This window comes from Sorangium sp. So ce295, from assembly GCF_051527405.1.
Classification (GTDB): Bacteria; Myxococcota_A; Polyangia; order Polyangiales; family Polyangiaceae; genus Sorangium; species Sorangium cellulosum_B.
In genome coordinates this window covers 13,184,984-13,211,024 of sequence record NZ_CP150324.1, presented here as the reverse complement: position 1 = coordinate 13,211,024, position 26,041 = coordinate 13,184,984, and the positions used below count along the sequence as shown (strand labels likewise).

Genomic DNA, 26,041 nt, shown 5'->3' with positions numbered 1-26,041 from the left:
ACCATGCCTTTCCGCCTCCGGTACTTGGCGCACGATTTCGAGCTCCCCGAAGGGCCCTTCGTGATTGGCCGGAGCGGCGACTGCCAGCTCTCGCTCGATGACCCGCTGGTGTCGCGGCGCCACGCGACGCTGCAGGTGCGCAACGACGGCGTGGCCTTGCACGATCTCGAGAGCAGGAACGGCGTGTACGTCAACGGCACGCGCATCTCCGGCCAGCGCGAGCTGACCGACGGCGACCGCATCATCATCGGCAGCCAGGAGATGCTGCTCTACGGCGGGGAGGAGTCGCGCCCCCACGACGCCTACGGGGTCGAGTTCCGCCGCGCGACGGCGACGCTCGGCGCGATGGCGCTGACCGAGATGCGCAAGATGTCGGACGACCCGACGGAGCTCACGAGCCCGACGGGAGACGGCGGATCCAAGGGCTTCCAGTCGCTGCGCCTGCTCGCGAGCCTCGCCGACAAGGCGCTGGCGATGGGCCGCAGCGAGGAGGCCGAGCGCATCCTGCAGACGGTGCTGATCGACATCCTGAGCCGCGCGCGGACGAACGTGCCGCTGGAGATGCCGGCCGCGGAGCTCGCCGCGCGCTACGCGGCTCGCCTCGCGGGCGCCACGACCAAGGGGACGTGGGTCAACTACGCGTTCGAGCTCTTCACGATCGCGCGCCGCCCGCTGCCCGGCCCCGTCGTCGACGAGCTCTACACCGTCGTCCGGCGCGTCAAGACGCTCGATATCCAGCCGCTCAGGATCTACCTCGACGACCTCCGCCGGATGGCTCCGTCGTTCGGTCCGACCGAGCGGTTCTTGATGCAGCGGATCGAGGGTCTCGAGCGCCTCGTCGCGGCGAAGTAGCCTCCGCATCGCCGCCGGGCCTCGCGGGAGCGGCGGCCTCTGGCGACACGCGCGACACGCGCGGAGCCGGCGGCTGCGCCGCGCGAGCGGCCCCGTGCTGGACAGGCGGCGGCGACACACGGGGGGCCGGCGCCGCGGAGGGCTGGAGCGGCGGCGGTGCGTTGCGGGGACGCGCGCCCGCCTCGGCTTCCTGCCAGCCGAGGTTCCTCGCGGCGGCCTTCGCGATCGCATCGCGCAGCTCGGTATCGGCGACCTTCCCGAGCTCTCGCCGCACCTCGACCGGGAGCGGCGCCTCCTTCGGGGTCGGGCGGACCTCCTCGCGCCAGGGCGGCCGCGCGACCGGCTCCACCTTGCCGACGCGGAACCGGAGGGACTGCACAGGGAGGCCGCGCGACCGGAGCTGCGCGGTGATGGCGTCGCCGAGCAGCGAGAGCTCCTGCGCCCACATCGAGCTCGCCGCGCGGACGTGGAGCACGCCGCGCTCCAGCTTGAGCGGCCGCGCGCGCGCGGCGATCCGGGACCCCACGGCCGCTTCCCACTCGCGGAACGGCATCGGCGAGGTGTCAATCTCCGCCGGCGCCGAGAGCGAGGACCCGCGCTGGATCAGCGCACCCAGCCGTTCGATCCCACCTCCGCTCCGACGCGACATGCGCGCCGAGCGTAGCAGCCTGACAGCGCCGTGCTCCGGCAGAGCGCGCCGTCCAGGCTCGCCCAGCGTAACGAACGGTCAGCCCCTACGGCGCCGCCCTGTGACCAGGACGGTCGCCCGCCAGAGCGAACCACCCGCCCTCGGCTGCCTGGCGGCGAACGATCGTGAGGGGCGCTCTCGGTACCGAAGGTGGGACTCGAACCCACAAGCCCTTGCGGACAGCGGATTTTGAATCCGCCGCGTCTGCCATTCCGCCACTTCGGCTCAGCGCTGCGATGTCAGCGAGCTCCTGGAACCGTAGATCACCGGGCACGATCCTGGCAACCGTCTGAACGCCTGGGAGCCTGAGAGCTTGAGAGCGGTCGCGCAGGCCGGAGGCACGGCGAAGCCAGGAGCAGCGCCGCCGCGCCGCCGCCGCCACGCATCGAGGCGCGGCCCGCGAGCGCGGCGCGGCGCGAGGTCACACCACGAAATCCAGCATCTGGAGGCGCGTCAGGTAATCCTGGAGCGCAGAGGCGTACTCGTCGATCAGGAGATCGAGCTTCACCAGCGCGCCGTGATCGTCGACCGCGTCGATGGTCCCGCTCACCGGGATCTCGCGCGCGGGCAGGACGAGCACGCCGCTCCAGTGCGCGTCCTTCGCGACGTCACGCAGACCGGCGAGGCGCAGCCAGCCGTCCGAGAGCTCGACGATGGGGACGAGGGCGCCGCTGTCCAGGCGGACCGAGCTCTTCAGCGTGTGAGCCGGCTCGACCATGTAGTGGGAGCGCCGGTTCTTCTCGATGAGCTCCTCGAGGGTCGCGCAGATGACCTTGCTCAGCGGCGTCTCCTCGCTGTCGAGCACGAGATCGAGGAGCCGCTTCATCGCCTTCTGCGTGCGGATCAGGTTCGCGCGGGTCTCCTCGAGGCGGCGCGCGTCGCGCCGGATCTTGCCGGCCACGACGTTGAGCAGGTTGTTGTAGAAGGGGTACGCGACGTCCCCGTGGTCCTCGAAGAAGTTCTGGAGCTCGGCGACGCCGATGCGCCAGATCTCCGAAGGCTGCGTCGTCACCGCCGTCGTCGTCCGCCGGAAGCCGGTCAGCGCGCCGAGCTCGCCGATGGGCGAGATGGGGCTCAGGCGGAAGCGCGTCTCGCCCGCCTCGAGCAGCGCGACCTCGCCCCGGACCAGGAGGAACAGGTGCGCCGGGGCGCTCCGGGCCTCGAAGAGCACGTGGCCGGACGGGACCTCCTGGCGCTGGAACGCCTTCATCAGGTCATCGAGGTGATCCTCCGTGATTCTCTCGAACAGCGGGATCGCGTGCAGGTCGGATGGGCGGACCGCCATGGGATGACACTCCTCTTCAACATGGGTCGGGCTCCGCGTCCGCGTCGCGGGACACGGAGCCTTGCGGCGCGCACGAGCTCTGCGTGGACCGCGGGAGCGGCATCCTACTCCAGGTCCCGAGCCGAGGAAGAGGGATGGCCTCGCCGCAGCAAGGTGCGCGCGCAGGACCGCGAGCCCGCGCACCTTCTCGCATCGTCGCCGCGCAGCGCGTCGTCGCGTCGCGCGTCGGCGAGCGACGATCGCGCGGTCGGTCCGTCGACGCGCGCCCGGCGACGGGCGCCCTGGAGGTTTGCCCCGCTGGCAGGATCGGGTAGGTGCCGGTAACGTCGCCCGGGTGATGCCGTCCGTTCGCCAAGGGCTCCCCGACGCGATGCGCGCCTCGCCGCTGCGCCGCTCGCTGCTGCGGCTCGCCGCCATCGGCCTCGCCCTCCTCGCCGCCTCGTGCGGCTCCGCGTCGTCCGGAGCGCCGGTCAGCGCGGAGACGGCGCCGCCGCCGAAGCCGCGCAACGCGGCCGCGATCGCGCAGTCGATCGCCGGGGGGAAGGTCTCGGTGCTCGTCTACGGCGAGAGGACCCGGGGACACCCCATCATGGGGCGGCTCGCGGCGCTCGATCTGTGGGGCCCCGTGCTCACCGGCACGGGGCTCGATCCGGAGCGGGACGTCGAGCGCGCCTTCGTCACCGCGCCGCGCGCGGACGCGGCCCACGAGGCGGTGGTCGTCGTCCAGCACAGCGTGCCGCCGGACAGGCTGGCGTCCGGCCTCGACGCGCTCCTCTCGCGCAGCCAGCCGCCAGGGACCCTGGAGAGCGGGCTCGGCGTGCCGGCGGTGCGCGTGACCATCAAGGGGCACACGCGCGTCGTGGCGACCGTGGAGCCCGACTTCCTCGTGGTCTTGCCGGTCGCGCGGGCGCGCGAGGCGCGGCGCTTCCTTGGCACGGGCGGCTTCCCCGATCCGACAGGCGACGAGGCCGCGATCGCCGCGGCGATCGACCCGGCGCGGACGCTGAAGGGGCCGCGGGAGGCGCCCCGGGTGCCGCCCACCCTGAGATCGCTCGAGGCCACCGTGACGCTGACCAAGGACGGCGGCGCCACGGTCGCGCTCGACGGCGCGAGCGAGACCCCCGAGCTCGCCGCCCGCGACGCGGCCTTCCTCAACGAGGAGATCGAGCGCGCGACCTCGTTCCGCATCGCCATCGTGACGGTCCGCGTCGTCGACCCGATCGTCTTCTTCGCCGAGGGGGATCGCGTGAAGTCGAACCGGCGCGTGACCCCCGGGGAGCTCGACAAGCTCTTCGGCCTGCTCAGCGCCGTGCTGCCGCGGTAGGCTGCCGCCCGATGCGACTCGTCAAGATCGGAATCGCCAACGTCAACGCGACCGTCGGCGCCGTCCGCTCGAACACCGACCGGTGCCTCTCGCTCGCCCGCGCGATGGCGCGCGACGACGTCACCCTGGCGGTCTTCCCGGAGCAGGTGATCGGCGGCTACGCGGCCGAGGACCTCGTGCAGTGGCCGGCGTTCGTCGCGAGCCAGCAGCGCGAGCTCCGCCGGTTCGCCGAGGAGACCGCGCAGCTCCGCACCGTGTTCGTCATCGGCGTGACCGTCGGCGTGGGGGGCGACCTCTTCAACGCCGGCGCCATCGTCCACGCCGGCCGGGTGCTCGCCTTCTCCCCCAAGGAGAAGCTGCCGACCTACAACATCTTCTACGAGGCGCGGACGTTCTCGCGCGGCATGCCGTTCATGGAGCTCGACGCCGACGGCGTGCTCTGCGGCGATCGCGTCTACGCCTTCGATTTCGGGACGATCGCCGTCGAGGTGTGCGAGGACATCTGGTCGCCCGACGGCCCGATGCGGCGCCGCTGCTACGCCGGCGCCGAGATCATCTGCAACATCTCGGCGTCGCCGTTCCGCGCCGGGGTGACGAGCACCCGGCGCGAGATGATCGCGACCCGCGCCTCGGACAACCAGTGCACGATCGCCTACGCGAACCTGGTCGGCGGCAACGACGGGCTCGTCTTCGACGGCGGCGGGTTCATCAACCAGAACGGCCGGCCGATGCTGGAGGCGCCGCGGTTCCGCGAGGGGTTCTCCGCGGCCGTCGTCGACCTCGACCGGACCACCCGCTGCCGCCGCGAGGCGAGCACCTGGCGCAGCGATCTCGAGGAGTTCCGCCGCGCCTCCGCCCGCATGGTGCAGGTACTCCGGATCGACGGCGAGACGGCGGACCGCGCGCGCCTCGCCTACCCCGCCCCGCCGGCCGGCACGACGCCGTTCCTGCCCTCGGCGGCGCTGCCCGCGATCTCCGCGCGCGACGAGCTGCTCGACGATTTCTACGAGGCGCTCGCGCTCGGCGTCGCCGACTATTACCGCAAGATCGGCGCCTTCAAGAGCATCGGCCTCGCGCTCTCGGGCGGCCGCGACTCGCTCCTCACGCTGCTCGTCGCCTGGCGCGCGGTGCAGCTCATCCACCCGGGCCTCGAGGGCGCGGCCCTGCGCGAGCGGATGGGGGCGTCGCTCCACGCGTTCTTCATGCCGTCCCGCTACTCCAGCGACGCCACGCACCGCGCCGCCGCGCAGATCGCCGACGATCTCGGGGTGTCGTTCGCGGTCATCCCGATCGAGGACGCGTTCCCCCGGGAGCTCGAGGCCGCCCAGGCGATGGTCGGCGAGGGCGGCCAGCTCACCGAGCTCACGAAGCAGAACGTGCAGGCGCGCATCCGCGGCGGGCGCATGTGGAACTGGGCGAACACGAGCGGCGCGCTGTTCCTGCAGACGGGGAACATGAGCGAGAAGGCGCTCGGCTACACCACGGTGGGCGGCGACCTCGAAGGGGCGTTCAGCGTCATCGCCAACCTGCCGAAGACGGTGGTCATCGCGCTGCTCGAGCGGCTCTCGCAGCGCTTCCGCTTCCAGGGCATCCAGCAGACGCTCGCCACCACCGCCGGGCCGGAGCTCGCCGAGAACCAGTCGGGCGAGGCCGAGCTCATGCCGTTCGAGGTCCTCGACGCGTGCCTCCACCTCTACGGCGCCGAGAAGCTCGCCGCCGACGAGGTCGCGACGGCCCTCCCGAGCCTGTTCCCGGACAAGGACCCCGCCGCGCTGCGGGCCTGGGCCGAGAAGTTCGCGACGCTGTTCTCGAGGTCGATCTTCAAGTGGGTGCAGTCGCCGATCGCGATCCACCTCGGCTCGCTCGACCTCGACCGCGAGCGCGCGCTGCAGCTGCCCGTGGTGCAGCGGACCGAGTGGAAGGGCGGCTGAGCCCGCCCCGAGGGCGCGGCCGCCGCCCTGCGCCGCGCGATCGACGCTTCGATCCGCGGCGCGCGTCGCGTCGGCGGGCAGCCCGTCAGTTGGCGGCCTTCTCGACGGAGGCCGGCGGGCCCTGCCTGCCGTCCTTCCCGTCCTTCGAGGTGATCTCGATGCCGTCGTGGCCGGCAGCCGCGCCAGGAGCCACGGGCGCCGCCGCGGGGCGGATCGAGCCGTCCGCCGAGAAGCGCTCGAGATCCTCGGTGACGCGGCGGAGATAGGCCTGCTTGATGTGGAACGGCAGGAAGGAGCTCTTGAAGCCGGCCACGATGGTCGCCTTGATCTCCTTCAGCCCGAACCCCATCTTCGTGTGGCAGTACCAGAGCTCGTGGGACACCGTCGTGTCGGTGACGAGCCGGTTGTCGGTGTTGACCGTCACGCGCAGGCCGAGGCTCTGGTAGAGCTTGAGCGGGTGCGAGGCGAGGTCGCGCACGGCGCCGGTCTGCACGTTCGACGACGGGCAGCACTCGAGCGGGATGCGGTGATCGTTGATGTAGTGGAGCAGGTCGCCGTCCTCGCGCAGGCGGCAGCCGTGGCCGATCCGGTGCGCGCCGCAGACGTGGAGCGCCTGCGCGACCGACTCGGGGCCGTACGCCTCGCCGGCGTGGATGGTGCAGTTGATGTTGTTCTGCCGCACGAGCTGGAACGCGGCCTTGTGGTGCTTCGCCGGGTGGTCGTACTCGGCGCCTGCCAGGTCGAACCCGACGACGCCGCGGCCCTTGTACGCCACCGCGAGCTCCGCCATCTCCAGCGACGACTCCGGCGAGATGTTGCGGATGCCGCAGACGATGACGTTGCTCTCGATGCCCAGCGCGTCGCGCGCCGTCCTGAGCCCGGAGAGCACCGCCTCGACCACGCTCGTGAGCCGCAGGCCGAGGCGGGTGTGCAGCATCGGCGAGTAGCGGACCTCCATGTAGCGCACGTTCTCGCGCGCGGCGTCCTCCGCGAGCTCGTAGGCGACGCGGTGGAGGGCCTCCTCGGTCTGCAGGACGCGCAGCGTGATGTCGAACGCCTTGAGGTACTCGACGAGCGAGCCGCAGTTCTGGCCCAGGTTCATCACCCTGCGCAGCTCCGCCGGCTCGTACGTGGGGAGCTCGATGTGGTGGCTGCGGGCGAGCTCGATGATCGTCTCGAGGCGCAGCGAGCCGTCGAGGTGGACGTGCAGATCGGTCTTGGGTAGTTGCCGGAAGAACTCCAGGGGGAGCTTGCCGGCTAGCTCGGGATGATCACTCATGAGCCATTCTGTCACCCGGCGGCCAGCCGCGAAAGGCAGCGCGGGGCGCGACGTCGCTCACGATCGCTCTGGCGAGGACGACGAGGGCGCGGCGCCCCCCTCGTCCGCCGCGCCGCGCGAGCGATCCCTTCCGCCCACGAGCACGGCGACAGCGGCCGCGCCGAAGAGGGCGACGAGGAGCCAGGGGAGCGGCAAGCTCATGTCGTCCCCGGCGGCCTCACGGCGCAGCGCATCGCGGATCCGCTCGGGGTTGTACGCCACCACGAGCCGCCGGCCGACGTAGGTCGTCGGGAGCCCGCGCGCCTCCATCCGCCCATACAGCGCGACGTCCGCGTCGATGGCGGCCTGGGTCTCGGGCGCGGCGAGGCAAGCCGCGAGCTCCGCGGCGGAGAGGCCGAGCGGCGAGAGGACGGACGCGACGCGCTCGTCCGTGAGCTTGCTGGGCGACGCGCTGTAGAGCAGCGCCGCGGCCTGCTCGCGCTTGTCCTCGGGCGTGCAGACGTAGGCCTTCGCGGCGGGGAGCGCGCCGGGGTGGATCGGGAGCGGCACCATCTTGCGCACGTGGCGCACCCTGTCGCCGTAGGGCTCCTCGATCTTGCTCAGCTCGGGGTGCAGCCTGCGACAGAAGGGACACTCGAAGTCGGTGAAGGCCACGATCGTGATCTTGCCCGGCTCCTGCAGCGCCGCGAGCTCCGGCGGGAGCGGCGGAATGACCGGGTGGCTGCCCCAGAGGAACGGCAGGCCGATCGCGGCCGCGGCGGCCGCGCCCCACACCGTGACGCCCAGCGGCCCGCCCTGGGCAGCGCGCTCGAACGCCCCGGCCGGCATGCGCCGCGCCTGCCGCGCGACGAGGGCAGACGTGACCGCCGCGGCGAAGGCCGCGAGATCGACCGCGATGCACCACGCGCAGAACGCGCCGATCACGAAGCTCTGGAGCGCGAGGAGCACCGCGGCGGCGAGGCCGCCGACCGCCGAGGCGGCCGCGATCGCGGCGTGGTGCCAGCGCGCCCGCGCGAGCAGCGAGGCGGTGAGGAGCGCGGTGAAGGCGGCGAGGCCGAGGTTCGGCAGCGGGACGCCGAGGAAGCGGCTGTACGGCGAGATCCTGACGGCGAAGCACCCCGACGTGACGCCGCAGAACGCGGGATCGCCCGCGTTCTGGTACTCGACGACGAGCGCCGCGCTCGCCGCGATGGCGACGAAGAGCGCGAGCCGGAAGAGCGTGACGAAGAACCGGGCGCGCCCAGCCTGCCGCTCGTCGCTCGAGGACAGCGACGCAGGCGCCTCGGGGCTCGCCTGAGGCGCCTCCGCGCGCCCAGGCCGTCCGTCGCGTCCTTCACGTCCCTCACGCCGGTCACCGGCCGGACGCACCGCGAAGACGTTGCCCCTGCCGGCGAGGGCGACGAGGAGCACCAGCGCGAGGAGCAGGGCGATCGAGTTCAGCGGCATCGGTCGTTGCGGTCGGTGAGGGGTGGGTTCGAGGCATACCGGACCCGGGCGGAGACAGCCAGCGCGAGGAGACTCGTGCTAGTCGAGTTTCATGCGTTCTTCATCTCGCGGAGATCCTCCGACGACCGGCTCCGGCGCGCGCCGCCGGGAGGCCGTGGTCGACCTGCTGTCCTCGTTCAAGCGCGCCCTGCACGCGAACGAGATCGCCGAGCGCCTCGGGGTCGAGCCGGGCCGCTACGCGAAGCTGCAGCGGCTGCTCGAGGAGCTGTCGCTGGAGGGCAGCATCGTCGCGCTCCCCGGGCAGCGCTTCCGCACGAGCCAGAAGCAGGTCGAGGCGCGCGGCGCCGAGCGCGAGGGGACGCTGACGGTGCACCCCCGCGGCTTCGGCTTCGTGGCGCTCGGAGGGGCGGCCGAGGACGTCTACGTCTCGCCCGAGGCGATGGGCGGCGCGCTCCACGGCGACACCGTCGCCGTGCGCATCTCGACCCGCTCGCGGCGCGGCGTGGAGGGGGAGATCGTCCGGGTCGTCAAGCGGCGCCACGCGCGCGTGGCGGGCGTGCTGCGCCGGCGCGGCAGGAGCGCGTGGCTCGAGCCGGACGACGGGCGCGTCCGCGGGCCCATCGTGATCGTGCCGCGCGAGCCGGGCGGGCCGCTCGTTCCGCCCGACGCGGAGGACGGCGCCGCGGCGGTCGTGTCGATCGCCCGCTTCCCTGACCTGGCCGACGAGAACCCGGAGGGCGTGATCGAGGCCGTGCTGGGGACGCCCGGCGATCCGAACGTGGAGGTCGCCAAGATCCTGCTGCGCGAGGGGATCGAGGAGGAGCACTCGCCCGAGGCGATCGCCGAGGCCGAGGCGTTCGGGGGCGAGGTGCCGGCCGAGGCGCTCGAGGGGCGCACGGACCTCACCCACCTGCCCATGCCGACGATCGACCCGGAGGACGCGCGCGACCACGACGACGCGGTGTGGGTGATCCGCGAGGAGGACGGCTCGTACCGCGCCTGGATCGCGATCGCCGACGTCTCGCACTACGTGCGGCCGGGCACCGCGCTCGACAAGGCGGCGCTCGCGCGGGGCAACTCGGTCTACCTGCCCGATCGTGCGATCCCGATGCTGCCGCGGGCGCTGTCGTCGAACCTGTGCTCGCTGCTGCCGGGCGTGATCCGCCTCTGCCTGTGCGTCGAGGTCGAGCTCGACCCGACGGCGACGGTGCGGCGGGCCCGCGTCATCGAGGGGTACATCCGCTCGATCGCGAAGCTCACCTACCCCGGCGTGGCGCGCGCGCTCGGCTTCACCCCCGAGCCGCCGCGCAGCCCCGAGGCCGAGGCGCTCAGGAACGATCTCCAGGTGATGTGGGACCTCGCCCGGCTGCTCCGCGGCAAGCGGATGCGGCGGGGCGCGCTCGACCTCGACCTGCCCGAGGCGAAGGTGGTGCTCGACCCGAAGACGGGCGCGCCCGTCGACGTGCAGAAGCGCAGCCACGACCCCGGCGTGGCGAAGGCCTACCAGCTCATCGAGGAGATGATGCTCCTCGCGAACGAGACGTGCGCGCAGTTCGTCGTCGACCAGGGCATCCCCACGGTCTTCCGGTACCACGCGCCCCCGGACCAGGCGAAGCTTGAGCGCTTCGCGACGATGTGCGGGGAGCTCGGGCTCGCGTTCGACCCGGAGGACGCGGCCGACCCCAAGCGGCTGTCGGTGTTCCTGAAGAAGCTCGACGCGCACCCGCAGAAGCAGGTGCTGCACATGCTGCTGCTCCGCGCGATGAAGCAGGCGGTGTACGACGTCGCGAACGTGGGCCACTTCGGGCTCGCCTCGAGCGCGTACCTGCACTTCACCTCGCCCATCCGGCGGTACCCGGACATCACGGCGCACCGGGCCATCCGCGCGGTGCTGCGCGGCGAGCGCGTCGACAGGAGCGAGGCGGCCACCGAGCGGCTGCGCGAGGCGGCCATCACGGCGTCGGAGCGCGAGCGAAAGGCGATGGAGGTGGAGCGCGAGGTGGTCGACCTGCACCGCGCGCTCCTCATGCGCTCCCGGCTCGGCGACACCTTCGAGGGCACCGTCACGGGCATCGTGGGAGGGGGCGTTTACGTCAACATCGAGGATCCCTTCGTCGACGTGCTCGTCCGCATGGAGTCGCTCGGCCCGGATCAGTACGAGATCGACGACGAGGGGCTGCGCGTCATCGGCCGCCGCTCGGGGGACCGGATCGCGATCGGCGACGCGATGCTCGTGCAGATCGAGGACGTGGCCATCCTCCGGCGCGCCGTCTATGGCCGGCGCCTCGCCGGCGAGCCGGCGGCGGACGAGGCGAAGCCGCGCCGGCCGCGGCGCGACGCGGCGGACGCACGGCCCCCCCGTCGTGTCAAGATCAGCAAGAGCACCAAGCCCCTGAAGGGCATTAAGACCAGCAAGCGCACCAAGGGCGGCAAGAGCGCCAAGGTGCGAAAGAAGCAGCGGTAGCAGCCCGCCCGAGGGCTCGATTCCCTGCCAGCTTTGCCGCTCGAACGCACGAGCGCACAGCACCTCCCCAGCCACGCTCGCTCTCGCGGACAAGCGCGCGAAACCTCGTCGAAATCGTCGAGACGATCCGGCGAAACAGAGCGAGTCGAACCCGTCGAAATCGCCCAAGCGCACGAAGCGCACGAAGCGCACGAAGCGGACGAGGCGCTCGAGACACACGCGACGACCCAGGCAAACAGCCGACCGGGGCGCTGCGGACGCCGACGCCAGATCCAAAGTCGCACCCCCTCCGCGCCCCTCCGCGACTGACACCCGCTCAAAAGAGGGAGGGCTCCTGCATTTTCCTTGCGTCCAGAAAACCACTATGTTCTCAACTAACTCATTCTAGGAGAGAGGTAACCAATGCCCAAGCCGACGTATCCCGCCTACAACGCTGGTGACTTCCTGGTCGATTACGAGGAGAAGGTCTTCGAAGACGTCAAGGCGAAGCCGGGAGAGAAGGCGCTGGTTACCTTTCACACGGTGGCCTTCGAAGGGTCGATCGGCCTCGTCAACGTGCTGACGGCGATCCGCCTGCAACGTAAGGGGTTTGAGACATCCATCCTGCTCTATGGGCCGGGCGTCACGCTGGGGCTCCAGCGCGGCTTCCCCAAGCTCGGGAGCGAGGCGTTCTCCGGGCACCTCGCGGTGAACCAGCAGATCGGCCGGTTCATGGAGGAGGGCGGCAAGGTGTACGCCTGCCGGTTTGCGCTGCAGGCGCTCTACGGCCACGGCGAGCACGCGCTGATCCCGGGCATCAAGCCCATCAGCCCGCTCGACGTGCTCGACATCCAGCTGATCCACCGCCGGGACAACGCGTTCATGGTCCACTCCTGGACGCTCTGATCCGAGCGCGGTCCATGGAGTTCAACCGCAAAGTCCGGGCCGCCGCGGTGCAGGCCAGTCCCGTCCTCGGCAGCCGGGACGGGACGACCGAGCGAGTCGTCGCCGCGATCGCCAGGGCCGCGAAGGAAGGCGCCGAGCTGTGCGTCTTCCCCGAGGCGTTCGTCCCGTATTACCCGTACTTCTCCTTCGTGCTCCCGCCGCCCGCCATGGGGAAGGAGCACATGCGCCTTTACGACGAGGCGGTCACCGTCCCCGGCCCGGTGACCCGGGCCGTGGCGGCCGCCGCGCGCGCGCACGGGGTGGTCGTGGTGCTCGGCGTGAACGAGCGCGATCACGGGACGCTCTACAACGCGCAGCTCGTCTTCGACAGCGACGGCTCCCTGGTGCTCCACCGCCGCAAGATCACGCCGACCTACCATGAGCGCATGATCTGGGGGCAGGGCGACGGCTCGGGGCTCAGGACCGTGGACACCGCGGCCGGCAGGCTCGGGGCGCTGGCCTGCTGGGAGCACTACAACCCGCTCGCGCGGTTCGCGCTCATCGCGCAGCACGAGCAGATCCATTGCAGCCAGTTCCCCGGCTCCCTTGTCGGGCCCATCTTCGCCGAGCAGATGGAGGTGACGATCCGGCACCACGCGCTGGAGTCGGGCTGCTTCGTGGTGAACGCCACGGCCTTCCTGACGCCGGAGCAGGTCCGGGAGGTCGCCCCGAACGAGCAGATCCAGGGCGTGCTCCGCGGCGGGTGCATGACGGCGATCGTGACGCCCGAGGGCGTGCACGCGTGCCCGCCCGTGACCGACGGCGAGGGGATGGCCGTCGCCGAGCTCGATTTCGCCCTGATCACGAAGCGAAAGCGGATGATGGATGCGGCGGGGCACTACGCCCGGCCCGACTTGCTGCGGCTTTGGATGGATACGGCGGAGCGCTCGATAACGCTCGGCGCGAGCAGCCCCAAGGCCTCCTCCCTTGCCCCTGCGGCGGTGGACCATGGATACCCAGACGCTGATCACCGAGCTCCAGTCGTTCGGCCTGAGGCTGGCTGAAGCCCCCGAGGGCGCCCCCGAGGCGGGCGCCGCGCCCCCGCCGGAGCCCGCCTCCGGTGAGGCCTCCTGCGAGGGAGGCGGCCGCCGCGCGGCGTGGACCTCGCGGCGCGGCGGCGCGGGGCCGACCCAGCACGTCGCGGCGACGCTGCGCGGCGCCACGGTGATGATCCCGATCCACACCGACCAGGCGGCGGCGTCGCCGTTCGTCGCGCGGCTCGGGCGCGACGGCGCGGGGACCGTGGAGCGGGACGGCCAGGCGCTCGCGCCCATCGCCCTCGTGAAGACGCCGCGCTTCTACGCCCTCTCGACGAAGGACGGCATCCCCTACCCCAAGATCGCGCTGCTGCACGGGGCGGACGTCCTCGCCTCGACGGTGCTCCAGACGTGCATCCGGTACACGGAGCCCGAGAAGGCCTGCACGTTCTGCGCGATCGGGCAGTCGCTCGCGGCGGGGCGCACCACCGCGAAGAAGACGCCCGAGCAGCTCGGCGAGGTCGCCGAGGCGGCGGCGCGGCTCGACGGGGTGCGGCACGTGACGCTGACGACGGGCACGCCGCGGTCGGCGGATCGCGGCGCGGCGCACCTCGCCGACTGCGCGCGCGGCATCAAGGCGCGCGTCGATCTGCCGGTGCAGGCGCAGTGCGAGCCGCCCGACGATTTCGCCTGGTTCGAGCGGATGCGCGCCGCCGGCGTCGACAGCCTGGGCATGCACCTCGAGGCGGTCGAGGACGAGGTGCGCGCGGCCGCGATGCCGGGCAAGGCCGAGGTGAGCGTGGCCCGCTACTTCGAGGCGTTCGAGGCGGCCGTGCGCGTGTTCGGGCGCGGCCAGGTGTCGACGTACCTCATCGCGGGGCTCGGCGACTCCCTGGCGTCGCTGCTCGACGCGAGCGAGCGGCTCATCGCGCTGGGGGTCTATCCGTTCCTCGTCCCGCTCGTGCCCATCCCCGGGACGCCCGGGGCCGATCGCGCGCCGCCCTCGGGGGACTTCATGCGGGCGCTCTACGAGCACATCGGCCCGCTGCTCGCGCGGGCGGGGTTGCGCTCGACCGACGTGAAGGCGGGCTGCGCCCGCTGCGGCGCCTGCTCGGGGCTCTCGGGCTTCGAGGCAGAAGGCCGAGCCGCGGCGCGATCGGGATCCGGCGCGGCATGGACATCAACCTCGGAGAGCTCCGATGACGCCACGTTACAGCTTCGAGCTTGTGCAGAGCAGGGACACGTACCTCGAGTACCTCCGCTTGCGCCGGGCCATCTTCTGCGACGAGCAAGGGCTGTTTAAGACCACCGACGAGGACGACTGGGACGGCTCCGCGTTCCCGATCGCCGCCCTGGAGCACGGGGCGCCAGGGGGCCCGCGGCTCGTCGGCACCGTGCGCATCTACGAGGCGGAGCCCGGCCTCTGGTACGGCGGCCGGCTCGGCGTCGAGCGCGCCCACCGCAAGCAGGGCGTGGTCGGCCGCGGCCTCGTCCACAAGGCGGTCACCACCGCCCACGGCTGGGGGTGCCGCCGGTTCCTCGCGCTCGTCCAGGCGGCCAACGTCCCGTTCTTCGAGGGCATCCACTGGCGCTCCCTCGAGGAGCGATCGCACCGCGAGCGGCCGCACCACCTGATGGAGGCCGACCTCGACAGCTACCCGCCGAGCGACGAGCCCCGCCCGCCGCCCGGGCAGAGGTTCCGCTGATGCTCGGCGGCGTCGCGGCCCAGCTGCGCGGCGCGATCGGCGTCCTCGCGAAGCGGGACGTGCAGATCCCGGCGCGGTACCTGTCCGGCGAGCGGGGCGCGGCGCTCGCGGCCAGCTCCGTCGAGCGACCCGCGGCGCTCGGCGACGACTGCGCGGCCATCCCCGACGGAGACGGCTACCTGCTCCTCGCCGCCGAGGGGATCTGGCCCGCGTTCCTCGAAGGGGATCCGCGGTTCGCCGGCTACAGCGCCGTGATGGTCAACGTCAGCGACGTCTACGCGATGGGCGGCCGACCCATCGCCGTTGTCGACGTCGTCTGGGGGACCTCGGCCGGCGCGCTGGAGCCGGTCTGGGAGGGAATGGTCGCCGCGTCGCGCGCCTACGGCGTGCCGATCGTTGGAGGGCATACGAGCGCGCGCAGCCCGTACAACGCCCTCGCCGTGGCCATCGCGGGCCGGGCGCGGCGGCTCATCACGAGCTTCGCGGCGCGCCCCGGCGACGTGCTCGTCGCGGCGATCGATCTGCGCGGCGAGATGCACGCGGAGCACCCGTTCTGGAACGCCTCGACGGGCGCGGACCCGGCGCGGCTGCGCGGCGACCTCGAGGTCCTGCCCGCCCTCGCCGAGGCGGGCCTGTGCGACGCGGGCAAGGACATCAGCATGGGCGGCGTCGCGGGGACGCTGCTCATGCTCCTGGAGACGTCCGGCGCCGGCGCGGTGCTCGATCTGGAGGCCGTCCCGCGGCCGCGTGACGTCCCGCTCGCGCGCTGGCTGCTCGCGTTCCCGAGCTACGGCTTCCTGCTCAGCGTGCGCCCGGAGGTCGCCGGCGACGTGCTCTCGGCGTTCGCGCGGCGGGGCATCGCGAGCGCGGCGGTCGGCGCCGTCGACGGCTCGCGGCGGCTCACCCTCCAAGCCGCCGGCGAGCGGCAGACGCTCTGGGACCTCTCGGCGGAGCCGCTCACCGGGCTCGCGCGCGAGGGCGCGCGATGAGCGCCCGCGCTGCCTCGGGCGCGATGAGCGCCGGCGCCACGAAGGCCTCGGGCGCGCCGCTCTCGGTCGCGCTCCTCACCTACTCGACCAAGCCGCGCGGCGGCGTCGTGCACACGGTCGAGCTCGCGGAGGCGCTCCACGACCTCGGCGTCTCGGTCTGCATCTACGCGCTGAACAAGGACCAAGGCGGCTTCTACCGCGCGCCGCGCTGCCCCTCGGTCCTCGTGCCCGCCGCGCCCCCGCCGGCGGGGATCGACGCGGTCGTGAAGCAGCGCATCGCGGAGTTCGAGGACGGGCTGCGCCGCCTCGGGGCGCGGCACGACGTCTGGCACTCCCAGGATTGCATCAGCGCGAACGCGCTCGCGGCGCTGCGCGCCGAGGGGCGCGTCCCCCACTTCCTCCGGACGGTGCACCACCTCGACGACTACGACAGCCCGTACCTGCGCGCCTGCCAGGACCGCTCCGTGCGCGAGGCCGACGCGTGCCTCGTGGTCAGCGAGGCGTGGAGGGAGGCGCTCCGGGCCGAGCACGGCGTCGACGCGGCGATCGTCCCGAACGGCGTGAGCCTGCGCCGCTACACGGCCACGCCCGACGAGCGGGACGCGGCGCTGCGCGCGCGCCTCGACGCCACCGGATCGCCGCTCTTCGTGACGGTGGGCGGCGTCGAGCCGCGCAAAAACTCGATCGGCCTGCTCAAGGCGTTCCTGTCGGTGCGGAAGCGGCTGCCCGGAGCCCAGCTCATCATCGCCGGCGGAGAGACGCTGTTCGACTACGAACCTTACCAGCGCGAGTTCGAGGCGATCGCGCGCGAAGGCGGCGTATGGCCCTCGCCCGCGGGCGCGTCGCCGCCGCCGCTCGTCCTCGCGGGCGTGCTCCCCGACGCGCTGATCCCGCCGCTCTACCGGCTGGCCGACGCGTTCGTCTTTCCGTCCGTCCGCGAGGGGTTCGGGCTCGTCCTGCTGGAGGCGATGGCCTCCGGGGCGCCGGTGGTGAGCTCTGCGCAACCTCCCTTCACCGAGTTCCTCGCCAACGGCGAGAGCGCGCTGCTCGTCGATCCCTCGAGAACAGACGATCTCGCCGGCGCAATGGAAGCTATCCTGGACGAGGGCGTGAGGCGGCGCCTCCGCGCCGCGGGGCTCGAGACCGCGGCCCGGTACACGTGGGATCGATCGGCCCGCATCGCGGCCGGCGTGTACCGCGAGTTCCTTGGATCCCGCCAAACGTAGGACAAGCGAGCGACGTATGCCGGAGATGCGCTTCGTTATCGAGTGGCCGAGCGGCGAGCAGCAGGTCTGTTACTCTCCGTCGCTCGTCGTGAAGGAGCACCTCGACGTCGGGGAGAGCTACGATCTCGACGACTTCGTGTCGCGTTGCCGGACGGCGCTCGATATCGCGAGCGAGCGGGTCCTCAAGAAGTATGGGTTCCCCTGCAACCTGGCGCGGGCCGAGGCGGCGCGCATCGCGAGCGCGGCCGCGCGGTTCCACGGCCGGAGCGGGGCCAAGGTCCGGGTCCTCAGGTTCGTCGAGTGACGGAATCCTCAGGTTCGTCGAGTGACGGAAGGAGCAGGAGATGGTGACGAAGTCGAAGATGGAGCGCCTCCTCAGCGAGCGCCAGTTCCTCGTTTCCGCCGAGCTGACGCCCCCGCGTCACTACGATCTGGAGAAGTTGCTGAAGCACGCCCGAAACATGGCGGGCTGTGTGGATGTGGTGCAGATCAACGATCACCTGCTCTCGCAGGCGCGCTGCGCCAACATGGCAGTCGGCCATTTCGTGAAGCAGGAGGGGCTCGAGCCGGTGCTCCAGTTCTCGCTCCGCCACAAGAACAAGATCGCCCTCCAGGGCGACCTGCTCGGGATGGCGGCGCTCGGGCTCTCGAACATCATCGTCCTCGGCGGCTACCCGTGCGCCATCGGCTCCGATCCCGACGCGAAGGAGGTGAGCGACGTCGACAGCTACGCGGCCATCGAGCTGACCCGCCGGCTGACGCGCGAGGGGAAGCTCTTCAACGGAGACGTCGTCTCGCCGGCGCCCTACTTCCACGTCGGGACCATCGATTTCCCGTGCGCGGAGCAGGCGATCGCCGGGGCGATGGACCGGCTCGCCGCGAAGATCGACGCGGGCGCGAGCTTCATCCAGGTGCAGGCGGTGTTCGAGCTCGCGTCGATGCGCCGCTGGATGGCCGCGGTGGTGGAGCGCGGGCTGCACGAGCGGGCGCACTTCATCGCGGCGATCTTCCCGTTCGCGGGCGTGGATCGGCTGAGCTTCCTGCAGAAGGTGCCGGGGCTCGTGGTCCCCGAACACCTGATCGAGCGCGTCCGCCAGAGCGGCGACGCGGAGGGGGAGAGCTACCGGATCACGCTGGAGCTCATCCGCGGGCTCCGCGACATCCCCGGGCTCTCGGGCATCCACATGCGGTCCATCGGCGCGGAGGACTGGGTGCCCCGGCTGGTCGACGAGGCAGGGCTCCGGCGGTCGGCATGAGCCTCTAGCGCGGGGCTCCGCGCGCCGGGCGAGGTTCGGGGCCGGTGCCTGGCGCCTGGGCGCTCGGGCGGCGCGCTCAGGCCTTGCGGGCGATCCAGAGCAGCGCGAGGCCGTTCATCCGGCGCTCGCGGCGGTCGACCTGGAGCCCTGCGCCGCCGATCTCGCCGCCGAGCTTGTCCTCGGTGTGACGGTAGGTGACCTCCGCCGCGTCGGCCCACGCCAGCATCGCGTGGGCCGTCGACGGGTTGTACCGGTGGCCGCGCAGGTAGCCGGCCATCGCGGCGCGGCTCATCGTGGCCGCGGGCTCGAGCAGCGCCAGGCGGCCGCCCGGGCGGAGGACGCGCGCCGCCTCGGCCAGCACCGGGCCCGGCTCGGGCAGGTGCAGGAGCAGGTTCGACGCGGTCACCACGTCGAACGAGGCGTCGGGGAACGGCAGCCGCGTCGCCAGCGCCTCCCGGAACGTCACGTTGTCCAGGCCGAGCGCCTTCGCCCGCTGCGCGGCGCGCTCCACCATCGCCGCCGTCGCGTCGATCCCGATCGACTCGTGGCAGCGGCGACCCATCTCACGCGTCAGGCGGCCCGTGCCGCAGCCGAGATCGAGGCACCGCTCCTCGACGCCCGGATCGACCAGCGTGACGAGCTCGTCGATGAGCGTCGCATAAGGGCCCTCCGCCTGCATGCGATCGAAGAAGTCGACGAGCTCGTGGAACGGGGTCGCCTGCTCTCGCGCCGCATAACGATCGCGCCACCGCCAGACGTCGTCGAGGGCCTGGTACGTGCCCCGGTAATACAGGAGCGGCGCGCCCGCCTCCCCCCGGCCCGACGCGAGCACGCGACCGACATAGATGATGTGATCACCCCCGTCGTACGTGTGCTCCACCTTGCAGTCGAGGAAGGCCAGCACGTCCTTGAGGATCGGGCTGCCCGACTCGGCCACGTGGGCCTCGGTGAGCACCACCTGCCGATCGATGTCCGTGCCCTTGCCGGCGAACAGGTCCGAGAACTCCCGCTGCTGCTCCCGCAGGATGTTCACCGCGAAGACCCCGGACGCCTCGATGGCCGCGCTCGTGCGCGACCGCCTGTCCGCGCAGAACAGCACGAGCGGCGGGTCGAGCGAGACCGCGCTGAACGAGTTCACCGTCATCGCCTGCGGCGTGCCGTCCTGCACCGTGGTCACGAGCGTGACCCCGGTCGCAAACTGGCCCAGCACCTTCCGGAACTCCGCGGGATCGAAGAGCATGGGGCATAGTACGCGCTCGGCGCCCACCAGGGATCGAGGATCTGCGCGGCGCGGTGCGCGGCGGCAGCGCGCGCGCCGCGCACCGCGATGCGCGCATCCTGCGGCGGCGCCGCTCAGATCACGCGCCGGCGCCGCGCACTGCGGAGCTCACTCGGCGTCGCGCCGCGCCAGATCCGGCGCGAAGGCCGGTATGCAGAGCGCGAAGTACTCGCTCTCCTCGTCGAACGGGTTGCTGTAGCGGACGCGCTGATCGGGCTCCGTCCAGAGGGCCTGGCCGGCGGAGACGTCGACCGCCTCGCCCGCGATCTCGGCGCGCACGCGGCCGCGGATCACGAGCGTCAGCTCGCCGAACGAAGGCGTCTGTGCCGGCTCGCTCCAGCCCGGCGGGGCCACCATGTGCGCCAGGCTGAACCCCTCCGTGCCGGTGTTCACGCGGCCGAAGATCTCCTCGATGAGCTTGCCGCCAGGGACGGGGATCCGGGCCCTGGAGGTGACGAGACGGTAGGGATGCGCCATGGGGTACCTCGCGATCACATCGCGCGCGTCCGATCATCGGACACGCGGTAGAGCTGCATGAGCAGGTGACGGCCGCCGTACGGCTGCAGGTAGCGGATCGCGCCCGCCTTGCTCGCCATGAAGCGATGGTAGCGCCGCGCCGGCACGGCGATGAGATCGCCCGCGCCGACCCAGATCCGCAGCCAATCGTCGTTCGTGCAACGGATGTCGTAACAGCCCTGTCCCTCCACGAAGAGCCGCACCTCGTCGCCCAGGTGACAGTGCTCATCCGCCTCTCTCGCGCTCTCCGCCTCGTCGCGCGGCTTGCTCCCGTCGCGGCGGACATCCTCGTGCTCCGTCCATCCGCGGTCCGCGACCACGCCCTGCAAGGCGAGCACAGCTGCGCCCGGGTCGAACGCGCCGCACCGGATCCCTTCCGCCTGAAGCTCCGCCTCGGTGGCCTCGCCCTCGCCGTCAGCTCTCATTCGGATCGCACGCATGCGCACCCTCCGGGACTGCGCTCTTCGAACCCTGCGCGCGCGCGACGTCAAGACGCTAAGAGCGCCCCAGCAGCCACAACAGGCCAGCAATGCTGAGCGCCAGCACACCAAGCGCGAGCAGCGCAATGAGCGCCTCTGTGAAGCCCCATCCACTTCCCTGCGCCGCGCGAGACACCGGAGCCGCTTCAGCGGGCTGCGCGAGCGGCGAACTCGTGCTCACCGAGGCAGGCGGAGGCGTCGACGTGGAATGCGCTGCCTTCGGCTCCTCGAGCGAAGGCGGCTCGAACACCGCGTCTGGACGGAGCGGCTCACAGGGGCTGCGCTCGATCTCCGCGAGCGCCTCGGCGGCCGGATGCTCGAAGATGAGCCGATCACCCGAGATCGCGAGCACCTGTCCAGGACGCCAGATCGTATCGAACTGAGGCACCGGAACGCCGTCGAGCGAAGCGCCCGAGCGCGATCCGAGATCTTGAACAGAGAATTGATCGCCCCTGCGGGTAATGGCCAGATGACGGCGAGAGACGTCCGGGTCGTCGAGGACGAGATCGGTGTCCTTGGCGCGCCCGAGGATGTAGGGCCGCGCCGCCTCCTCGATCCGCAACGCGCGGCCGCTGTCGGGGCCCTCGACGACGACCACGCGCGGCGCCGGATCCTCCCCTTGCGCGGCGAGGCCGCGCGCGACGAGCTCGAGGGCGAGCTCCTTGGCGGCCGCCGCCGGGGCGGCCTTCGCGACCGCCGGCTCGATCCGGAGCAGGAGCCACACGCGCCCGATGCGGATGCGATCGCCGGTCTTCAGGGGCATCGCCGTGCGCAGGGCGATGCGTGTCTTGCCGAGGAACGTGCCGTTCTCGCTGCCCTCGTCGAGGAGCAGGTACGTGGCGCCCCGCTGCCGGATCGACGCGTGCCGGGGGCTCACGCTCGTGTCGGGGAGGCGCACCTCGCAGCCCTCCGCGCGGCCGAGGATGACGCGGGGCGCGTCCAGCGTCAGGGAGAGCTCGCCCCCGTCCGCCTTCCCCGCCCCGTCGGGCGCGAGCACCACGATCGTCAACGCCATCGATGCTGCCTGCGCGCGAGGGGGCGGCTCGGCCTCAAATCGCCGCCGTACGACGCATCCGCTCGGTGGCGCTGAGGAGCTGGCGCACCGCCTGGTCCTGCTGCCGCGCCGCCTCCTCGATGCGCTTGCCGGCCTCGACGAGCTGCTCGCCGCCGCGCGTCTGGCTGCGGTGCGAGGCGTTGAGGCTGTTGACCCCGTGCGAGATCTGCTCGATCGCGCTCGTGATCTGGCGACCGCCGCGCGCCTGCTCCTGGCTCGACCGCTCCACGTGCTGCGTGATGGTCCGCATCTTCTCGGCGCTCTTCATGATGAGCTCCGAGCCGCGCGCCTGCTCCGCCGTGGCGGCGGCGATCTGCTGCACCGTCTCGGCGATGCGCCCGATCGCGTCCGTGACCTGCTTCGACCCCTTGGCCTGCTCGACCGTGGCGCGGGCGATGGCGCGAACCATGTTGGTCGACTTCTGCGAGCTCTCGAGGATCTTCTTGAGGGCCCGCTCGGCCTCGTTCGAGACCTCGACGCCGCGGTCGACGTTGTGGGCGCCGCGCTCGACGGCGGCGATCGCGTTCTTCGACTCGGACTGGATGGTCTTGATGAGCTCGGCGATCTCCTTCGTGCTGCCGCCGGCGCGCTCGGCGAGGTCCTTGATCTCGTCGGCGACGACGGCGAAGCCCTTGCCGTGCTCGCCGGCCTGGGCGGCGATGATCGCGGCGTTCAGCGCGAGGAGGTTCGTCTGCTCGGCGACGTCGTCGATGACGGCGAGGATCTGCCCGATCGCCTCGATGCGGAAGCCGAGGTTCGAGATGACCGCCACGGCCTCCTGGCTCGACTCCTTGATGCGGTAGATCTCGCCGATCGTCTTCAGGATCGCCTCGGCGCCCTTCTCGGCGTCGGTCGCCACCTCCTCCGAGAGCCGGGCCGTCTCGTTCGCGTTCGACTGGACCTGGTCGATCGAGACGTCCATCTGGTTCATCGAGGAGCTCGTCTCCTCGGCCGTCAGCGCCAGGGCGTCGACGTTCTTCGCGACCTCGCGGATGGAGTAGGCCATCTCCTCGATCGAGGAGACCGTCTCGCGCACGCTCGACCCGAGCTCGCCGACGTTCTCGGCGACCTCCTCGTTCGTGGCCGTCATCTCGAGGATGCTCGAGCTCGACTCCTCGGCGCTCGACGCGAGCGACTCGACCGACTGCGCGATGTTGGCGAGGGCGGTCGTCATCTCGCGGATGTACACGGTCGCCTGCTCGCTCGCGTGCATGACGCTGCTCACGCCGTCGCTGAGCTTGGGCAGCAGCTCGTCGAGGAGCCCCGTGGCCTGCGCCAGCTCCGAGCGGCGCTGCTTGTCGCGCAGCTCCGCCTGGGTGATCCGCTCCGCGATGCCGCTGAGCTCCGCGTAGAGGCGCGAGAGCTCGGACGGCGCGCCCGTCGGGACGCGCACCCGCTCGCCGGCGGTGGCGCGGAGCACGGCGTCCACGAGCGCGTCGACGTCGATGTCGGGGCCGCGCTGCGCGAGCTCGTTCACCTTGCGGGTGAGCGTCGAGCACTCCCGCTCGAGGGTGTCGCGCTCCTTCGCGAGCCCGTCGCGCTCCCGGCTCAGGGTGTCCCGCTCCCGCTCGACGGTGTCGCGCTCCTTCGCGATGCCGTCGCGCTCCCGGCTCAAGCCGTCGCGCTCCCTCGCGAGCTTGTCGCGCTCCTCGGCGAGCGCGTGGCGCTCCTCCGCGAGCTCGAGCTGGCGGCCGGCGATCTCGGCGATCTGCTCGTAGGTCTCGGCGACGTCGGCGGGGGCGCCCTCGGGGAGCTTGGGCCGCTTGCCTCGGGCGGCGCCGCGGAGCGCGTCGCGCAGGCCTCCCAGGGGGACGCCGCCCTTGGCCCCGAGGCTCGCGTACAGCACCGCCACCGCCGCGGAGAAGCCGAAGACCATGAACAGCTGGCCCGAGAACTCCGCCAGCCACTTCGACGCGAAACTCAGCCCGAAGCCGATGAGCGCCAGGATGGCGGCGATGGGGATGGAGAGCTGCTTGGAGTTCATTTCGTGCGTTCCAGCGCGGTCGAGCTGCGGCGCGCGCGTTGGCCGGCGCGCCGAGGGCGACCCCGAAGGACGACCGAGCGTAAGAGGCGAGTGCCCCCCGGTGCAAGGAGAGCGCGCGGCAGAGGCGCGGCAAGCGCCGGCAAGCTGCCGAGGGCAGGCGAGCCGTGAACCGAGATCTCCTGGGCAGAGGCGCAGGGGGCGGGCCCGCGCGGCTGGGGGAAACGCGATGAACTTGGACGATCTCGACCCGATGGCGTATGCACGGAGGTTGCGGCGGAGAAGGAGCCCGCCGCGGGGGCTCGGCGCCGGCGCCGATTCCTCTAGGTTCGACCGCACCGACCCTGAACACCGCCGCGGACCGCGGCGGCCGCCCGGCCGTACCGGCGGCCGCGCGGCCGGGCGGGCGTGGCCGTCCCGCCATGTCCCTCGCCGCTCGCCTCCTGCTCGCCTTCGGGCTCGTCGCGATCATCGCGACGGCGTTCGTCGGGCTGACCCTCCGCGAGGCGTCGCGCGAGATCATCGAGGGCGGCTTCGCCGAGCGGATCGACGCGGCGCATGCAGGCGTCCGACAGCAGCTCGCGTGGGAGGCCGACGCGCTGCGCGACCTCCTGCCGCCGCTCTGCCGGCACGACACGTTCGTTGACAAGGCCCACGTCGAGCTCGAGCGCGCCAAGGGCGACCCGGACGCGATGGACCCGGGGAGCCGCATCGCCCTCGGGCGGCTGGTCCCGAGCCAGGCCAAGGCGCTGCGCCTCGACGAGCTGTCGCTCGTGGCGGGCGACGGGAGCGTCCTGGGGGCCGAGGACGCCGCGCGCATCGGCGCGCGCGACAAGCGGCTCGCCGAGCTGATCCAGGCCCCCGGGGGCGCGCCGCGGCTCCGCCCGGCGAAGGCGGGCGCCGAGCCGTCGCTGGAGGTCCACTGCGCCCTGTCGCGCCACGGGGTGACCATCGGCCTCGTGGGGGCGCGGCGGATCGGCCCGGTCCTCGCGCGGATCGGCGAGGCGTACCATGTGCGCCTCACGGCGGCGCGGGAGGGGGAGCTCGCCCCTCGGAGCAGCGAGGCGGAGGTCGTGCGCGTCCTCCATTTCGCGGAGATCCCGGGCCTTGACGTTGTCGCGTCTGTTCCGCGCGATCCGCTGAGGCAGGCGCTCGCCCGCCTCGACCGTGCGATCGCGCTGACGGGCGCCACGGTGCTGGCGATCGCCGTCGCGATGGCCGTCGTGCTGGCGCGCAGCCTGTCGCGGCCGCTCGTGGCGCTGGCCCGCGAGACGCGCGAGGTGATGAGCGGCGCGCCGCGGCGTGTGGAGGGGCGTGGGGGGCGGGAGATCGCGGATCTCGCGGCGGCGTTCAACGCCACCATCGACGAGCTCGCGGCGATGCGAAAGCGCCTGGCCGCGACCGAGCGCATCGCCGCGCGGCGCGAGGTCGCGCGCCAGATCGCCCATGAGATCAAGAACCCGCTGGCGCCCATCCGTGCGGCGGTGGAGACGCTGCGCCGGCTCCGGCAGCGCGACGACCCGGCGTTCGACGACTACTTCGCGGAGGCGACGTCGACGGTCCTGAACGAGGTGCACCGCATCGCGAACATCGTGACCGAGTTCACCCAGTTCGCGCGCCTGCCGCCCCCGAACCTCACGCCCATCGATCTCGTCGCGGTCGCGCGCGGCGTGATCACGCTGCACGCCGCCCCGGCGTCGGGCGAGGCGACCTCTGGCGCGGGCTCGACCTCCGGCGCCGGCGCCACCTCCGGCGCGCCGTCGCCGCGCGTGGAGCTCGTGGCGGATCCGATCCCGGAGGTCTCGGCCGATCGCGATCAGCTGATCCAGGTGCTCACGAACCTGGTCCAGAACGGCCTGGACGCCGCGAGCGCCGTCCGGCGCGACCCCCGCGTCTCGGTGACGATCGGCCCGCTGCCGAACGACCGCGTGCGGATCGTGGTGCGCGACAACGGCCCAGGCGTGGCCGAGGAAATGGTGCCGCGCCTGTTCGAGCCCTACGCGACCAGCAAGGAGAAGGGGACGGGTCTAGGCCTGGCGATCGCGCAGCGGATCGTGTTCGAGCACGGCGGAGAGATCACCTACCGCAAGGCCAAGAAGGGTGGCGCTGTCTTCGAGATCTGGCTTCCCATTGCGGGCCCCCCTCTCCTGGAGAAGCCGCTGGGCGACACCACGGTACGCCCGCGCCCCCCCGACGCGCCGCGCTCGTGAGCCATCGCGCTCCCAGGTGAGCCCCATCCCAGGCTGTTCTCCCGCCTCTCGCGCCCCGTCGGCCGGGCGACGCCGACGGCCACCCGCACAGGAGACGGGCCCAGATCGGCGTTTTCGGCGCGGAAGCGTACTCCTGTACGCTGAGCACCGAAAACGCCGAGGTGGGCCCGGATCC

The 26,041-nt window shown here is 72.2% G+C and carries 22 protein-coding genes and 1 tRNA gene; 13 read left to right on the top strand and 10 right to left on the bottom strand.

Annotated elements, in window-relative coordinates; all coding sequences use genetic code 11:
* Nucleotides 1–3: 3 nt before the first annotated feature.
* Nucleotides 4–852, top strand: coding sequence for an FHA domain-containing protein (locus WMF11_RS49950; RefSeq protein WP_012241622.1), 849 nt, complete (start codon nt 4–6; stop codon nt 850–852).
* On the opposite strand, the gene WMF11_RS49945 is transcribed toward WMF11_RS49950, so the two are convergent.
* From WMF11_RS49945 to WMF11_RS49935, 3 genes are all read right to left on the bottom strand, one after another.
* Nucleotides 743–1,405: a DUF721 domain-containing protein gene (locus WMF11_RS49945; protein WP_437979413.1), complete on the bottom strand. Its 663-nt coding sequence runs from the start codon at nt 1,403–1,405 to the stop codon at nt 743–745. The genes WMF11_RS49950 and WMF11_RS49945 overlap by 110 nt on opposite strands.
* Nucleotides 1,406–1,682: 277 nt before the next feature.
* Nucleotides 1,683–1,765, bottom strand: a tRNA-Leu gene (locus tag WMF11_RS49940).
* A 196-nt stretch (nt 1,766–1,961) separates the two neighbouring features.
* A complete protein-coding gene (locus WMF11_RS49935) occupies nt 1,962–2,825 on the bottom strand; it encodes a Crp/Fnr family transcriptional regulator (RefSeq protein ID WP_437975790.1) in 864 nt (287 codons plus the stop codon).
* 337 nt (nt 2,826–3,162) lie between these two features.
* Between WMF11_RS49935 and WMF11_RS49930 the strand changes: the two genes are divergently transcribed.
* Both WMF11_RS49930 and nadE read left to right on the top strand, forming a co-directional pair.
* Complete coding sequence (locus WMF11_RS49930) at nt 3,163–4,149, top strand: hypothetical protein (protein WP_437975789.1); 987 nt, start codon at nt 3,163–3,165, stop codon at nt 4,147–4,149.
* Between the two features lie 11 nt (nt 4,150–4,160).
* The gene (nadE, locus tag WMF11_RS49925; RefSeq protein ID WP_437975788.1) at nt 4,161–6,080 is read left to right on the top strand and encodes an NAD(+) synthase; all 1,920 of its coding nucleotides are present in this window, start codon (nt 4,161–4,163) and stop codon (nt 6,078–6,080) included.
* An 85-nt stretch (nt 6,081–6,165) separates the two neighbouring features.
* Here nadE and add read toward each other — a convergent pair whose 3' ends face one another.
* On the bottom strand, nt 6,166–7,359 hold the full coding sequence (gene add, locus WMF11_RS49920; RefSeq protein WP_437975787.1) for an adenosine deaminase: 1,194 nt from the start codon (nt 7,357–7,359) through the stop codon (nt 6,166–6,168).
* A gap of 57 nt (nt 7,360–7,416) precedes the next feature.
* Complete coding sequence (locus WMF11_RS49915) at nt 7,417–8,805, bottom strand: vitamin K epoxide reductase family protein (protein WP_437975786.1); 1,389 nt, start codon at nt 8,803–8,805, stop codon at nt 7,417–7,419.
* Between the two features lie 91 nt (nt 8,806–8,896).
* Between WMF11_RS49915 and rnr the strand changes: the two genes are divergently transcribed.
* The 9 genes from rnr (at nt 8,897) to WMF11_RS49870 (ending at nt 18,347) form a co-directional block, all read left to right on the top strand.
* Nucleotides 8,897–11,269 carry a ribonuclease R gene (rnr, locus tag WMF11_RS49910; protein ID WP_437906081.1) on the top strand — a complete coding sequence of 791 codons (2,373 nt, stop codon included), beginning with the start codon at nt 8,897–8,899 and terminating at the stop codon, nt 11,267–11,269.
* A gap of 402 nt (nt 11,270–11,671) precedes the next feature.
* Nucleotides 11,672–12,154: an MSMEG_0572/Sll0783 family nitrogen starvation response protein gene (locus WMF11_RS49905; protein WP_012241614.1), complete on the top strand. Its 483-nt coding sequence runs from the start codon at nt 11,672–11,674 to the stop codon at nt 12,152–12,154.
* A gap of 14 nt (nt 12,155–12,168) precedes the next feature.
* Entirely contained in the window at nt 12,169–13,197 is a 1,029-nt protein-coding gene (locus WMF11_RS49900; RefSeq protein ID WP_437975785.1) for a Nit6803 family nitrilase, read from the top strand.
* Nucleotides 13,142–14,473 (top strand): MSMEG_0568 family radical SAM protein, encoded by a 1,332-nt coding sequence (locus WMF11_RS49895; protein WP_437906080.1) that lies wholly within the window; start codon nt 13,142–13,144, stop codon nt 14,471–14,473. Before WMF11_RS49900 ends, WMF11_RS49895 begins: the two co-directional genes overlap by 56 nt.
* Nucleotides 14,370–14,876 (top strand): MSMEG_0567/Sll0786 family nitrogen starvation N-acetyltransferase, encoded by a 507-nt coding sequence (locus tag WMF11_RS49890; RefSeq protein WP_373372214.1) that lies wholly within the window; start codon nt 14,370–14,372, stop codon nt 14,874–14,876. Before WMF11_RS49895 ends, WMF11_RS49890 begins: the two co-directional genes overlap by 104 nt.
* Entirely contained in the window at nt 14,876–15,865 is a 990-nt protein-coding gene (locus WMF11_RS49885; RefSeq protein ID WP_437906078.1) for a sll0787 family AIR synthase-like protein, read from the top strand. Before WMF11_RS49890 ends, WMF11_RS49885 begins: the two co-directional genes overlap by 1 nt.
* The gene (locus WMF11_RS49880; RefSeq protein ID WP_437975784.1) at nt 15,862–17,091 is read left to right on the top strand and encodes an MSMEG_0565 family glycosyltransferase; all 1,230 of its coding nucleotides are present in this window, start codon (nt 15,862–15,864) and stop codon (nt 17,089–17,091) included. The genes WMF11_RS49885 and WMF11_RS49880 overlap by 4 nt, the downstream gene beginning before the upstream one ends.
* A 16-nt stretch (nt 17,092–17,107) precedes the next feature.
* Nucleotides 17,108–17,395, top strand: a complete 288-nt coding sequence (locus WMF11_RS49875; protein ID WP_437975783.1) for an MSMEG_0570 family nitrogen starvation response protein — start codon at nt 17,108–17,110, stop codon at nt 17,393–17,395.
* Nucleotides 17,396–17,435: 40 nt separating this feature from the next.
* Complete coding sequence (locus WMF11_RS49870; RefSeq protein WP_437906075.1) at nt 17,436–18,347, top strand: methylenetetrahydrofolate reductase; 912 nt, start codon at nt 17,436–17,438, stop codon at nt 18,345–18,347.
* 76 nt (nt 18,348–18,423) lie between these two features.
* Here the strand turns inward: WMF11_RS49870 and WMF11_RS49865 are convergent, their stop codons facing one another.
* From WMF11_RS49865 to WMF11_RS49845, 5 genes are all read right to left on the bottom strand, one after another.
* Nucleotides 18,424–19,587: a flavin reductase gene (locus WMF11_RS49865; RefSeq protein ID WP_437975782.1), complete on the bottom strand. Its 1,164-nt coding sequence runs from the start codon at nt 19,585–19,587 to the stop codon at nt 18,424–18,426.
* Between the two features lie 147 nt (nt 19,588–19,734).
* Complete coding sequence (locus WMF11_RS49860; protein WP_437547860.1) at nt 19,735–20,103, bottom strand: cupin domain-containing protein; 369 nt, start codon at nt 20,101–20,103, stop codon at nt 19,735–19,737.
* Between the two features lie 14 nt (nt 20,104–20,117).
* Nucleotides 20,118–20,582 (bottom strand): 1,2-dihydroxy-3-keto-5-methylthiopentene dioxygenase, encoded by a 465-nt coding sequence (locus WMF11_RS49855; protein ID WP_437906074.1) that lies wholly within the window; start codon nt 20,580–20,582, stop codon nt 20,118–20,120.
* A 55-nt stretch (nt 20,583–20,637) separates the two neighbouring features.
* On the bottom strand, nt 20,638–21,636 hold the full coding sequence (locus WMF11_RS49850) for an FHA domain-containing protein (protein ID WP_437906073.1): 999 nt from the start codon (nt 21,634–21,636) through the stop codon (nt 20,638–20,640).
* 34 nt (nt 21,637–21,670) lie between these two features.
* A complete protein-coding gene (locus WMF11_RS49845; RefSeq protein WP_437547854.1) occupies nt 21,671–23,659 on the bottom strand; it encodes a methyl-accepting chemotaxis protein in 1,989 nt (662 codons plus the stop codon).
* A gap of 419 nt (nt 23,660–24,078) precedes the next feature.
* Between WMF11_RS49845 and WMF11_RS49840 the strand changes: the two genes are divergently transcribed.
* On the top strand, nt 24,079–25,866 hold the full coding sequence (locus tag WMF11_RS49840; RefSeq protein WP_437975781.1) for an ATP-binding protein: 1,788 nt from the start codon (nt 24,079–24,081) through the stop codon (nt 25,864–25,866).
* The last annotated feature ends 175 nt before the right edge of the window (nt 25,867–26,041 follow it).